Annotated in this window: 12 protein-coding genes and 2 tRNA genes; 6 read left to right on the top strand and 8 right to left on the bottom strand. The window is 60.4% G+C overall.

Annotation, left to right across the window (positions count from 1 at the left end):
* Nucleotides 1-9 precede the first annotated feature (9 nt).
* Both NET03_RS04120 and NET03_RS04115 read left to right on the top strand, forming a co-directional pair.
* Nucleotides 10-1,167: a YibE/F family protein gene (locus tag NET03_RS04120; protein WP_252127626.1), complete on the top strand. Its 1,158-nt coding sequence runs from the start codon at nucleotides 10-12 to the stop codon at nucleotides 1,165-1,167.
* 10 nt (nucleotides 1,168-1,177) lie between these two features.
* The gene (locus NET03_RS04115) at nucleotides 1,178-1,747 is read left to right on the top strand and encodes a methylated-DNA--[protein]-cysteine S-methyltransferase (protein ID WP_252127625.1); all 570 of its coding nucleotides are present in this window, start codon (nucleotides 1,178-1,180) and stop codon (nucleotides 1,745-1,747) included.
* On the opposite strand, the gene NET03_RS04110 is transcribed toward NET03_RS04115, so the two are convergent.
* From NET03_RS04110 to NET03_RS13755, 5 genes are all read right to left on the bottom strand, one after another.
* Nucleotides 1,723-2,478 carry a rhomboid family intramembrane serine protease gene (locus NET03_RS04110; RefSeq protein ID WP_252127624.1) on the bottom strand — a complete coding sequence of 252 codons (756 nt, stop codon included), beginning with the start codon at nucleotides 2,476-2,478 and terminating at the stop codon, nucleotides 1,723-1,725. The genes NET03_RS04115 and NET03_RS04110 overlap by 25 nt on opposite strands.
* Before the next feature lie 77 nt (nucleotides 2,479-2,555).
* On the bottom strand, nucleotides 2,556-2,831 hold the full coding sequence (locus tag NET03_RS04105; protein WP_252127623.1) for a hypothetical protein: 276 nt from the start codon (nucleotides 2,829-2,831) through the stop codon (nucleotides 2,556-2,558).
* A gap of 143 nt (nucleotides 2,832-2,974) precedes the next feature.
* Nucleotides 2,975-3,682 (bottom strand): HAD family hydrolase, encoded by a 708-nt coding sequence (locus NET03_RS04100; RefSeq protein WP_252127622.1) that lies wholly within the window; start codon nucleotides 3,680-3,682, stop codon nucleotides 2,975-2,977.
* Nucleotides 3,682-5,028 carry a M20/M25/M40 family metallo-hydrolase gene (locus NET03_RS04095; protein WP_252127621.1) on the bottom strand — a complete coding sequence of 449 codons (1,347 nt, stop codon included), beginning with the start codon at nucleotides 5,026-5,028 and terminating at the stop codon, nucleotides 3,682-3,684. The genes NET03_RS04100 and NET03_RS04095 overlap by 1 nt, the downstream gene beginning before the upstream one ends.
* On the bottom strand, nucleotides 5,025-5,960 hold the full coding sequence (locus NET03_RS13755) for an EamA family transporter (protein WP_252127620.1): 936 nt from the start codon (nucleotides 5,958-5,960) through the stop codon (nucleotides 5,025-5,027). Before NET03_RS13755 ends, NET03_RS04095 begins: the two co-directional genes overlap by 4 nt.
* A 766-nt stretch (nucleotides 5,961-6,726) precedes the next feature.
* Between NET03_RS13755 and NET03_RS04085 the strand changes: the two genes are divergently transcribed.
* Nucleotides 6,727-7,185 carry a J domain-containing protein gene (locus tag NET03_RS04085; protein WP_252127619.1) on the top strand — a complete coding sequence of 153 codons (459 nt, stop codon included), beginning with the start codon at nucleotides 6,727-6,729 and terminating at the stop codon, nucleotides 7,183-7,185.
* On the opposite strand, the gene NET03_RS04080 is transcribed toward NET03_RS04085, so the two are convergent.
* A complete protein-coding gene (locus tag NET03_RS04080) occupies nucleotides 7,182-8,039 on the bottom strand; it encodes an MBL fold metallo-hydrolase (protein ID WP_252127618.1) in 858 nt (285 codons plus the stop codon). The two genes, NET03_RS04085 and NET03_RS04080, sit on opposite strands and share 4 nt — an antisense overlap.
* A 146-nt stretch (nucleotides 8,040-8,185) precedes the next feature.
* Between NET03_RS04080 and NET03_RS04075 the strand changes: the two genes are divergently transcribed.
* The gene (locus tag NET03_RS04075; RefSeq protein ID WP_252127617.1) at nucleotides 8,186-8,971 is read left to right on the top strand and encodes a hypothetical protein; all 786 of its coding nucleotides are present in this window, start codon (nucleotides 8,186-8,188) and stop codon (nucleotides 8,969-8,971) included.
* Here NET03_RS04075 and NET03_RS04070 read toward each other — a convergent pair.
* Nucleotides 8,937-9,749 carry an enoyl-CoA hydratase/isomerase family protein gene (locus NET03_RS04070; RefSeq protein WP_252127616.1) on the bottom strand — a complete coding sequence of 271 codons (813 nt, stop codon included), beginning with the start codon at nucleotides 9,747-9,749 and terminating at the stop codon, nucleotides 8,937-8,939. The genes NET03_RS04075 and NET03_RS04070 overlap by 35 nt on opposite strands.
* Nucleotides 9,750-10,991: 1,242 nt before the next feature.
* A tRNA-Gly gene (locus NET03_RS04065) sits at nucleotides 10,992-11,064 on the bottom strand.
* Nucleotides 11,065-11,323: 259 nt separating this feature from the next.
* Here NET03_RS04065 and NET03_RS04060 point away from each other — a divergent pair.
* A tRNA-Ala gene (locus NET03_RS04060) sits at nucleotides 11,324-11,396 on the top strand.
* A 104-nt stretch (nucleotides 11,397-11,500) separates the two neighbouring features.
* The gene (locus NET03_RS04055; RefSeq protein WP_252127615.1) at nucleotides 11,501-11,743 is read left to right on the top strand and encodes a hypothetical protein; all 243 of its coding nucleotides are present in this window, start codon (nucleotides 11,501-11,503) and stop codon (nucleotides 11,741-11,743) included.
* Nucleotides 11,744-11,766 lie beyond the last annotated feature (23 nt).

Below are 11,766 nucleotides of genomic sequence, written 5' to 3'. Positions count from 1 at the left end.
CGATCCCGGATGCGTGTGCGGTGGCTCATTCTCGCTGTCCTGCTGTGTTGGTGGTTCGCACATACGGCGGTGATTCGTGCGCAAACGCCGGGTAACCAGGCGTCAACCCACACTGTCACGGCACGGGTTGTCCAGATACTTGAGGAGGGGGTCACGACAGTTGGCCCGGTGACACAGCCGTACCAGCGCTTGGTCGTGGAGTTGACGAGTGGCCCTGAGAAAGGGAAGAGGGTCGAGATCACGATCGGTGTCCGTGATCTGAACACTGCTGGGCAGCGTTTCCTGCCGGGCGATCGCTTGTATGTCTCTGTCTCAACCGGTCCAGATGGCAGCCGTGCCTATACCCTCTTGGATCGCGACCGCTCGACGCCGCTCGCAGTGCTGGCTGTCCTCTTTGCCGGGGCGATCGTGGCGCTCGGGCGGTGGAAAGGGCTGCGGGCCCTTCTCGGCCTCGGGTTCACCTTCGTCGTCCTGAATTGGGTTCTGGTGCCGCTCATTCTTCGCGGGTACCCGCCGGTGCCGGTAGCGATCGCCGTGTCGTTTGTCGTCTTCACAGTCACCTTGTTCCTCACGCATGGTGTTGGACGCATGTCGCTTGCTGCGATGGCCGGTACGAGTGTGAGCCTCCTTCTGACAGGCCTTCTTGCCGCGCTCTTTTCTGAAGCTGCGGGATTAACCGGTTTGGCAGATGAGGAATCGAGCTTTCTCCAAGTCGTGCTTGGTGACCGTGCCGTGAGTCCGCGCGGTTTGCTGCTCGCTGGAATGCTCGTCGGTGCACTCGGTGTTCTTGACGATATTACTGTGTCGCAGAGCTCACTCGTCTTCGAGTTGCGGCGTGCTAACGCGGCTCTTAGCGGCTGGGAGCTCTTTTCTGCCGGCGTGCGGGTCGGCCGCGACCACATTGCGGCCACGGTGAACACACTCGTCCTTGCGTACGCTGGTGCAGCACTGCCACTGCTCCTGCTCTTCAGCCAACTCGACGAGCCACTGCTCTGGACGGTTAATCGCGAGATCGTCGCTCAAGAGATTGTGCAGACATTGGTGGGGAGTCTGGGATTGATCGCGGCTGTGCCGCTGACCACTGGTTTTGCAGCCTGGCTGGCAGTGCGGACACCGGCCGAAAGGGTGAGGGAGCAACTGCACCAGCACGCGCATCAGCACTATTGAGGTCGCTCACGTGCGAGCGAACGAGGTAGTCCTCTGGACGGAGTTCGAGAGTCCAATCGGACCGATTCGTCTCTATAGCTGGCGACGGGGGCTCCTTGGTCTGGTGCTGCCAGGGAGCAATGCGGCGCAGCTGAAGAGCAGAATTGAGCGGCAACTCGGTGCTTCCGGAAAGATGACGATTGCCCCAGGTGAGAGCGATACGTTCCTAGCGCACGCTGTGCAACAGCTAGCAGAGTACTTTGCAGGGGCCCGAGACCGCTTCGATCTGTCGCTCGATCTCTTGGGAACGCCCTTCCAACTTCGCGTGTGGGAACTTGTCCAGGCGATCCCGTACGGACAAACACGGTCATATGCGGCGTTGGCTCGTGATCTGGGGCGTCCGAGAGCGGCACGCGCCGTTGGTGCGGCAGTCGGTGCCAATCCCCTCCCGATTGTTGTGCCGTGCCATCGGGTCGTCGGAACACACGGGGAGCTCGTCGGTTATGCAGGCGGTTTGGCGTGCAAAGCGTGGCTCCTGGCGCATGAACGGGCGACCCGTATCGTCCCACCTGATCATCACCATCCTCGTTCGAGTCGTTGAAAAGCGCGATGCATACGGCGTGCGATCCGTTGTCGTTCCACTCGGTCTGGGTTCCGGAAGAGCCAGACGAGGACGACCCCGGCGATGAAGCCGCCAATATGTGCCCAGTACGCCACGCCTCCAGTGTTGGCGGTCGGTACGCCCAGAGATGCCAAGCCGGCGAAGAACTGGAGGATGAACCAAAGGCCGATGAGGATGATCGCGGGAAGGTAAAAGAAGATCGGTATGAACCCAAAGAAGGCGACCGTTCGCACCAGCCCTCCTGGATACAGCACAAGGTACGCCCCCATCACGGCGGAGATCGCTCCTGAGGCGCCGATCATCGGGATGCGCGAGGATGGATCAAGGAACGTCTGTGTCCATGCAGCAGCAACGCCCCCGAGGAGATAAAAGATGAGATACCGGAAGTGGCCCATCGAGTCTTCAACGTTATCGCCGAAGATGTACAGGTACCACATGTTCCCGATTAGGTGAGCAAAACCACCATGCAGGAACATCGACGTGAAAATCGTGAGGTAGATCGGGAAGTCAACGGTTGGTGGCGTGTCAATGCCACGCGTGAGTTCGAAAGGGATGGCTCCGTATTTGAAGACGAACGCCTCGAGTTGCCGTGGGGACTGGGCAAGCAGGAGAAGCTGGTAGAGGAACACGACGACGTTCGTTGCGATCAGCACTGTGTTGACGATTGGAAAACTCTGCCTGCCGCTGTTGTCGTCACCGATCGGGAACATTGCGCCTCTGCCTTTCGGCCCAGAGTCACTCGCTGGTCACGCCGCAGCATGCGGCGTGACCAGCATCGTCGTCCCGTTCACTCGCCTTGGCGCGTTTCTTCTTCAGCCTGCTCGGCGAGAAGACGGCGAAATTGATGAACCTCTTGCTCATAGCCTTGGTACTGGAAGGTGACCCGTGACTGGTTGTTGGCGTCACCACGGATGTCGATCTCGACGAAACCGTGCACGTCCTCAAAACGCAGAAAGCCAGCCAAATCGCGTACCAGTGGTAGGCCGAGTTGTTCACCGAAGAAGAGGCGCGCCTGGCGGGCCACTTCGTCGGGGTGCAGTCGGAACGGATGCGTCTCTGCCATCGTGGGTTCCCTCCCTCAGGGTTGCATGTGTCGTTCCCGCACGACGATACCTGTGCGCACGTCCTCGATGCAAGCGTCGCCATCGCAGCGAACGGATTCGGTGTTCATCTACCGGCTGACCTCGGTAGCACGGTTGAGTGCAGTTACGGACGTGCAGCGAGTTCGTGCAGTGTCGCGAGCACACGGTCGACGTCAGCGAGGTCGGGAAGGACGGTCGACGCGCCGGCGGTACGTAGCTCTTCAGGACCGAAACGGCCGGTTGTGACAGCAAGGACCTTTGCGCCACTCTCCAATGCGGCGGCGACATCTCGTGGGGTGTCACCGACCAGAATCGTTTGTGCAAGTGGTATATCTAGCCCATACCGGATCTTCACTGTGAACCGGGCGTGGGCGACGAGAGAATGTCGCTCCTCAGCCTGGTCGCCATAGGCGCCAAAGGGGAGCAGCTGGTCGAGATCTGCAGCGGCCAGCTTCGTCCGCGCTACGAGCTCGGTGTTGCCGGTGAGCACACCGGCAAGATGCCCTTGTTGCCAGAGCCGGGGGAGGAGGTCGCGTACGCCCGGTAGGACCCAGCTCCGTCGATCACCGCGACGGACACGCTCTGCGTAATGTTTCCCTGTCTGCTGCAAGATTTCGGGCAAGAGGTGCTCGATCGTCTCATTGTCAAGCCCGTGGCGCAGGAGTGCAAGTCGAGCAATCTGCCGGTCGAGCATGCCAGCAAGGGGAATGCCGTCGAGTGCTACCGGCTCGCCAACGAACTCGAAAAGTGCGAGTCGCATCGCTTCGGCGTGTACCGGGTCACCAGCGCGAAGCAACGTCCCGTCGATATCGAAGAGGAGAAGGAGCGGCATCACCGCCTCCTGGCTTGTGGAGCGCAGAACCGCATGACGATCTCGAACAGCGCCCGAGTGGCGAACTCAAGCGTCGAAACGGAAATGCGCTCGTCATGAGCATGAGCGAGATCGAATTCCTCGGGGTGATCTCGCATCGGCATGAAGCCGTACACCTTGATTCCTGGCAGGCACTTGGCATCGGTCCCACCAGGTACGAGATAGGGTACAACTCGTGCTCCGGGGTCGAGTTCGGCCATCGTCTCGCAAATAGTTCGGAAGAGAGGAGAGTCAGGCTCGGCCTCGAGGCCTCGGCCGCGGCTTGTCAACTCGACCTCAACGTTGGGGCCAACGAGTCGCTGCACCTCTGCAGCGAAGGCCTCCGGATCTTGGCCTGGAAGAATCCGGCCATCGACCTCCACAACGACTTCAGAGGGAATGACGTTGATACGATGCCCACCGTGCACGATCGTCGGAACCGCCGTATTGCGTGTCATCGCGTACAAGAGCCGCCGCTCGGCGGGTCCGAGCGGCAGTGTAGCGAGCCGCTCCCAGGTTGGATCGGCAAGCACAGCTGTGATTTGCTCGCGGACTGGTTTGCCCAGCGCTTCGCCTAGTTCTCGGAGAAGCCGAATGACGGTTGGTGTGAGCACCGTTGGGAAGGTATGAGTACTCAGGGTGAGAATCGCGCGTGCCGCGTGCTGCATTGCCGTGTTCGGAATTGGCATCGAGGCATGTCCGGGCTCGCCTCGCGCGGTGAGACGCAAGCGTGCGGCCCCTTTCTCTCCGGTTTGGCAGAGGTAGAAACGGCGCCCGCCGAGCTCCAGCGCCATCCCGCCTCCTTCGTTGATGGCGTACTCGGCGTCAATGAGTTCGCGCCGGTGTTGCCACATCCAGCAAGCGCCGAACTGGCTACCCGCCTCCTCATCTGCAAAGACAGCGAAGATCAGGTCACGCTCAAGTGGCAATCCTAATCGTCGCAGAAGCAGCATCACACCGAGTTCACAGGCCACTAGACCCTTGGTATCAACTGCTCCGCGTCCCCACACACGACCGTTGACAAGTTCACCGCCGAACGGGTCACGCGTCCACTTTTCGCGTTCGACGCTGACAACGTCGCTGTGAGCCATCAGGAGCAAGGGACGTGCCCGACCGCTCCCACGGATGCGCGCGACAAGGTTGCCGCGCCCGGGCGCACTCTCGATGACCTCGGCTGGGATCCCTTCGCGTTCGAGCACGGTGGCCAGGTACTCTGCGAGCGCTGTCTCGTTTCCCGGTGGATTGACTGTTTCGAACCGAATAAGCGCCTGCAGGTGGCGCGTCACCTCGTCACGGACGGACGCCCAGTCGATCGCCCACTCGGTCACTCCAGTCTCCTTCCTTCTTCTCCGCGCACCAGTATCGCAGCTGTAAGGACAAGTAGCCCACCGACGAGCTGCGCTCCACTCAGCCGTTCACCAAGTGTGAGCACGGCAACAAGGACGGAGGCAACCGGCTCAAACGTGCCGAGGATGGCTGCCGGAGTGGGGCCAAGCCGGACAGTGCCGATGAGGAACAATTGCACCGGCAAGAACGTCGCGAAGACGACGATCCCGAGTACCGGTGCCAGTGCAGGGAGGGTGATCATGAGCGACTCAGTGCTGGACCACACAAAGAGGAGCGCGAAAAGAGTCGTTGCGGAAAAAATGCAAGCGGTGACCGCAACCGGTGAGGCATCCCGAAATCCACGGTGTGCTAACACGATATAACCGGCATACAACGAGGCCGAAAGGATCATCATGATCGCACCGAAGGGGTCAATCCCACCCCAGCGCCAGCCGAGCGTGATTGCTGTGCCACTAAGCGCGGCGACGATGGCGATCAGTTGGCGGATGGACGGCACCTCGCGCCATCCAAGCAGCCGGAATCCCACTACCAGGAGGGGGTAAACGTAAAAGAGGATCGCTGCAGTGGAGACTGAGATGCGCTGCAAGGCGACGAGGTAGAGGGTCGTGTTGCCGGTAAAGCACGCGACAGCGAGCAGCACGAGGAGCATGCGATGTCGTGTCCACGGTTGTGTTCCGACCAAAGATCCTCGTCGCCACCATTCAAGGGGAAGCGTCAGGAAAACGAGGAGCGCCGAGAACCCGAAGCGCCAGAGGATGAGGGCCGGAACAGAAACCCCTTCCGCATAGGCGACCTTTGTCAAGGTGGCAAGCGTTCCGAAGCCAAGAGCGGAGAGGAGAACCGCAACGGCTCCAATCGGATCGAGGCCACCGAAGCGTGACGCTTTGGCGAGAACCTGTGGCGGTACCGTCACAGCCACACCTCTTTCGGGAGATTGTCGCGCAGGGTGTGGTTCGGCACAACTGGCCCCGGCGTAGCCGGTTAGCCGCTCTATTGATCACCGTGTTCACCAGAAACAGTGTTCTGCTCAGCACGCGAGACGTTGGTGACAGATGGCCGTGTCTTGGCCGGGTCGGTTAGGACAGCTTGTCTAACGCCCTACCGTCTGATCGGATCAGCGCAGTATAGTCCACGCGCGGTTCATCACACTGGCGATCAAGAGGTGAAATCTGCCGTCTGGGACTAGGTGATGAGATGATAAGCTGTGGGTGAGGGCCCTCGCGCCAAGCCGCTTTGGAAAGGTCCTGTCCGAGCACATGATGTCTACTCAGGCCGAACGCAGCACGTGCGGGATAGGTAGAACGGGAGTCGTACGTGGAGTGTTACGCGGCCAGCCTGACGCTCGGGGCTGGAGGACGATCGGTGCTGTGCCACACGAGAGCGGCCGTGCGAGAACGCAATGGCGGTTCGCCGTCGTGCTCACGCACGTGGGCGCTTTGGAGGCTGATGAGCTGGGTTTTCGCTACGCCTCAGTTTTGGGCAAAAGGCGCATCAACTCGCGTTGTGGTGGAGTGAGTGGTGTATTCCGCTCTTTCTTTGTGCTGCGCTAAGACGTTCATCAATGTCGGAAGGCGTCCGATGGCTGTTCAGGTCAGTGAGAGTGCCGAGATGAGTGCTCTCCAGGTGACTATCAGAAGTAGAATAACCGAGACGGTACTGCTCAGGGCCGGTTTGGTGCGATGGTGAGCGCGAACGGCTTTGATCCCACGCTTGATTACTACCGAGTCCTTGGTGTTCCGGTCACTGCGACTGCGGAGGAAATCCGGTATGCCTATCGCGAGCTGATGCGCCGCTGCCATCCCGATCGTGTTCGTGACCCGGACCAGCGCCGTATCGCGGAAGAGCGTGCCAAGTTGCTGAACGTGGCCTATGCTGTGTTGAGTGATCCCGTGCAACGACGAGCGTACGACGAGCAGCTTCGCCAGCGTGCTGTCGCTGAGTTCTTGTTCCAACGGTATACCGGGCCTGGACCGACAGGAACTCGGATGATGTCCGGCCGTCGGAGCAGAGCATCACTCACGTACGACCTCGCGGCCTTTGTACAGCTCTTGGCCGTGACTGTCATCTTTGTCGCTGCGCTGGTGCTTCTGCTCCTTGCGAGTAGTGCCGTGAGCGAGCTGTTTGCTGCCGTGTCCTAACGCGACACTGGTTCCCACCGTATGCTCGCCCCATCCTGATGCAGGAGACCGGGCACCGGCGGGAAGTGACTCGCGAGGATCTGAATTCCCTCGGTTGTCGCGCGCTCGACAACAGCTTTCCTCGTCGCGATGGCAAGTTCCGGAATCATGTCGAACGCCGAGCACCACTCAGGATACGTGATCTGTGCGGGATGGGTGAATACGTCAGCCACCAGCCAGACGGCAGACGTTGCATCACCGAGTTCCACTCGCAGCAGTCCTGGTGTATGCCCGGGAGCAAGGGCGACTTTGAGCCCATGGGAGAGTTCGACTGGATCCTCGACGGGCTCTAGAACCCCGGCGCCCTCAAGTGGAGCGAGGCACTGGTCGAGATACCCTGGAACGATGGCGTGCATCGCTGCCCGGACGTCATCGCGGTGGAACGCTTCTAGCTCGGCATGGCTGACGATATAGCGAGCTCGGGGAAAGGTGGGTTGTCCATCTCGCGTGGCCCATCCGACATGATCGGGATGCAAGTGCGTAAGCACCACGGTATCGATCACGTCTGGAGTGAGACCGCGGCGTGCGAGCTCGTCGAGAAGGGCGCCGCATGCATGGCCAAAGAGTGGTGCTGGTCCGGGCCCGATCCCAGCGTCGACCAGGATGGTGCGACCATAACCGCGGATCAGGTAGCAAGCGACGCGCGTGTAGAGCTTATCTGACCCGGAAACGGTGTCCGGATACCATGCGCGGAAAGGCTCCCAAGCAGTTTCCGGGACATTGGGAAAGACGATAGATAAGGGAAAGAATACTCCTTCAACATCGATCAGTGCCTCGAGCGTATAGCCGCCGATAGTGATCGTATGGGTATGCATCGCATTGCCTCCTTCCGCGCGATTGGTCAGGCTAGCACGCAAATGGGGCGTGGGCAAGGAGCCTACGCGCTCTACGGCTCTCGCTTTGGGAACTCTCGCTGCTGCCTGTTCGTCTCTGTTTTGGACAACAGTGCAAGGGGGGTCAGATGGTACAAACGGTGGATCGTCAACGAGTAGTCCCTTTGACGCTGCTTCTTGCGGTATCCTTGGTACTCCTTGCTTGTAGAGTTCCTGCCGCAGGAGAAGGAAACCCGGTTGTTTCCTCACCAACCCAGGGTGCGACACAACAGCCGACTCCGACACCGTCCACGGAGCGGGTCGATGTCACGATTCGCAATGCGACATTGCATCCGGTAGACACTCATCAAACGGAGTTGGTGGTCGACCTGACTGTTCCGGACACATGCACGGAGGTGCGCTATGCTGTCACCCGTGAAGGCATGCGGATCCGCATTGCGGTTTGGGGCGAGCGGCCCCTCGGTGTGATGTGTGCCCAGGTTCTCCGCGATGAGCAGGTGGTCATTCCAATCGGATTCGCGGTCAACGGAGGGTTCGTTGTCGAACTCAATGGCGTGGAGCTCTCTCCACGCCCGGAGGAGAATTCGGTGGGTGAGCCGGGAACAGGAGCGTTGGACTACGGACTCGCCTCTGTCGAACAGGTCGAGATACGAAATGTGGACGAAAGGCCGCGTCATGTGATTCTTGAGATCCAGGGGCATCTGCCAGACGCGTGTGCTGAGCTTGGGGAACACCCGATCATCTCGATTGTTGGGAAGGAAGTAACGGTGCAGCTGGAGTGGGAGCGACCACGGGGTCTCATGTGTGCGCAGGTACTCCGTCCGTTCACGACGAGCGTCGATCTGGGTGAGCTTGAACCCGGCGCCTACACACTCGTCGTCAACGATCTTCAGACCACGTTCGAGGTGGAGTGAGACGTGTGCTTCTCCAGCGTGGGGAGCGACGTTCAGCGAAGGCGCGGAGCCCTTCTTCATACTCGGGACTCGCGTCCAGCAAGCGACGGAGCGAGCGGATATCCGCGAGGGTGACTGCGTCGGTCGTGAGCGCGCGGCGGAGCGCAGCTTTCGCCGCGCGTACTGCGCCTGGCGCTGCCTGCTGAAGCTCGGCAAGCCATTCGGCGATGGCGTCGTCGAGCTGATCTGGTTGGCAAAGCCGGTCAACAAGGCCAATTTGATAGGCTTCGTGGGCGTCGAGCGTACGGCCAGAGAAGAGTAAGTCTGCTGCTCGACCTGGACCGATCAGGAGCGGCAGACGAAGAATCCCCCCTGCTCCCGGAAAGATTCCACGCCGGACCTCAGGAAAGCCGATCTGCGCGGTGGTATCAGCGAAGCGCAGGTCGCAGGCCAGGGCCAATTCCGCTCCACCAGCGAGGCAGACACCACTGATTGCGGCCACAGTGGGAACTGGAAGATCGGCGAGCGCTTCGACGGCGGCGGCGATTGCCTCAGTGTGTGCGGCACGCTCATCCGGTGACAATCCGAGGCGCTCCCTCAAATCAGCACCGGCGCAGAAGGCTGGAGGTGCTCCGCGCAGGACGACCGCGCGGAGCGTCTGATCACGAGCCAGCTCGCGGGCCGTCGACTCAAGAGCATGAGCAAGAGTACGGTCAAGTGCGTTGCGCACCGCCGGGCGGTTCAAGGTGAGTGTGACGATGGAGCCGTCACGAGCCACCAGGAGAACCGGCTGAGTCATGGCTGTGATCCTCCGCTGTGTCGACCACCCCAAGCGATCAAGGGTAAGCCCACCGGCATCGTGCTCACCTTGGGAGTATGGCACAGAGTGTGTAAAGGCGCATTTTGAGGCATCAAGGGATTGCGATCGTCACCAGTGAGCGATGAGTAAGCACTCAATAAAAATGGAATCGCACGTTTGACTGCTGCGATCGCTCGAGCGATTTCCTCAACGTAAGCACTCAATGAAAACGGAATTGCACAGCGAAATGGATCGCTCGGGGGAGAGAGAAGACTACTGTCGAAGCCTCACGAGTTGCGGCGATGCGCTGAACGAGCATACAGGACTATGATGCGCAAGAGTGAATGTGCAGAGAACTGTGCATGTCAGGCAGTTGTCTGATTTGGCGCATGGTGGCGAGCCAGCGTCTGCGACAATCCGCTGTCGAACAAGCACACACGGGAAGCGGTTCTCAGTGCACCGCACGCTGACTGGGAATACCCAATGCTGGAACACGAGGGTTGGGGCGCGACTGCTAGCACTTTCGAAAGAACAAAGAAACACGCTAGGGCTCTCGTCTTTCGTGTTCACGGTGTTCGTCAGCGTGAGTATTGGGAAGCCGAGGTGCTGGAAGACGCAGTCGCCCCCGCGTGAGGTAACCAGCCTTGCCTCCTTCTGCGACCGGGGGCGGTTCCTCATAGGAGGAAGAGCTGCAGGTGCGGGGTGGAAGTCCCTTGCTCTTCGCAGGGCTGGCCCCGAGGCGTTCCGGTCGTGTGAGAGCCATTTTCCACTCAATTCTGCAGGCCGAGGATCGTCTTCGCGCAAGCAAAGATCTGCGAGGGCAATCCGCGAGGCGAAGATCTGCTAGCAACCGCGAGGCGATTGCCTGAATCCGGGCACAGTCATTGGCCGAGCGTTCCGCGCCGACAAGGATTGGTCCGTGATGGTGTTGCCAGCGTGCGCAGCGGGGCCCGCGACGAGTTCTGATACAGTCGTGGCAGCTGTGCACCAGAACTGAACGAGTCGCGTCGTTGTGCTGAAGGTGCTGGCGGGAGCGGGGTGAAGGGAACGCGAGAGCGCTTTGGCGATGACGTGATCTTTGCGGTAGGAGATTGAGGAAGCCGTCCGGATCAGTGGATGCTGACGCTCAGGAGGGGCTCAGGCGGCGTTGGTTGGCCGCAGTGGTCAGCGAGCTCCGTGGAGGGTACAGGCGAGATTTGGGCACACAAAAACCTGGAACCTACCGGGTTCCAGGACAAGCGGAGCGGGAGACGGGATTCGAACCCGCGACAACCGGCTTGGGAAGCCGGCACTCTACCAGCTGAGTTACTCCCGCATTTCCTTGTCGCTCACCAGTATACACAGCTGCCCGTCCCTTGTCCAGGGTGGACCAGACGAAATGGTGACCACAAAACTTCGTTGTAATACGTGGCAATCGGTTGAGGAAGTCGTCACGGTGCGCTGCTCGCTACGCACACTCCCGGCTTGCATGCCGAGGAGCAGCGTAGGCTGTTTTCAGTCCAGGCTGGAAGAGTAACGAACGTCGGCCTTGACACTGCGTGCATGAGCGGGGTAGACTTCTCGATGGCGAACGTGGGGGCATAGCTCAGTTGGGAGAGCGCGACAATCGCACTGTCGAGGTCGGGGGTTCGAGTCCCCCTGCCTCCACCGCTCTTTTGTTCCAGTTTGCTTCTACCGCGATCCGACTCGAATGCTCTGTCCGTCACACCTCGCTGGCGTGCCGGTTGCTGCTGGTCGGAAGGAGGCCGCCGATGCAGAAGCGTTCATTCCAGCTTGTCGGCCGGCGCAGCGGCCAACCGCATGTACTCTTATTCCGTGACCAGGAAGGACGTTACTACCTACGGCCGAGTTGCAATGGGCGACTGGTCCGTTTGACCGCGCGTGACGCGCAGCGGCTGTTTCACAACTATCAGTATCGCCCGGTGCTTACGACCGTCTGGCTCTCGTACGAGGAAGTCATCCGCGTCGATTGCCCGTTGCCGCTCGATCAATAACGTCGGGGGGTGGGTTACGTTTC

Origin of the sequence: Thermomicrobium sp. CFH 73360 (genome assembly GCF_023806465.1) — a bacterium.
In the GTDB taxonomy this organism is placed as follows: domain Bacteria; phylum Chloroflexota; class Chloroflexia; order Thermomicrobiales; family Thermomicrobiaceae; genus Thermomicrobium.
This window is presented reverse-complemented; position numbering and strand designations above follow the sequence as displayed.

Excerpts from the sequence above, each read along its gene's own strand:
- NET03_RS04120 (WP_252127626.1), top strand. The coding sequence starts at position 10 with ATGCGTGTGCGGTGGCTCATTCTCGCTGTCCTGCTGTGTTGGTGGTTC.
- NET03_RS04110 (WP_252127624.1), bottom strand. The coding sequence starts at position 2,478 with ATGTTCCCGATCGGTGACGACAACAGCGGCAGGCAGAGTTTTCCAATC.
- NET03_RS04105 (WP_252127623.1), bottom strand. The coding sequence starts at position 2,831 with ATGGCAGAGACGCATCCGTTCCGACTGCACCCCGACGAAGTGGCCCGC.
- NET03_RS04100 (WP_252127622.1), bottom strand. The coding sequence starts at position 3,682 with ATGCCGCTCCTTCTCCTCTTCGATATCGACGGGACGTTGCTTCGCGCT.
- NET03_RS04085 (WP_252127619.1), top strand. The coding sequence starts at position 6,727 with ATGGTGAGCGCGAACGGCTTTGATCCCACGCTTGATTACTACCGAGTC.
- NET03_RS04080 (WP_252127618.1), bottom strand. The coding sequence starts at position 8,039 with ATGCATACCCATACGATCACTATCGGCGGCTATACGCTCGAGGCACTG.
- NET03_RS04075 (WP_252127617.1), top strand. The coding sequence starts at position 8,186 with ATGGTACAAACGGTGGATCGTCAACGAGTAGTCCCTTTGACGCTGCTT.
- NET03_RS04070 (WP_252127616.1), bottom strand. The coding sequence starts at position 9,749 with ATGACTCAGCCGGTTCTCCTGGTGGCTCGTGACGGCTCCATCGTCACA.
- NET03_RS04055 (WP_252127615.1), top strand. The coding sequence starts at position 11,501 with ATGCAGAAGCGTTCATTCCAGCTTGTCGGCCGGCGCAGCGGCCAACCG.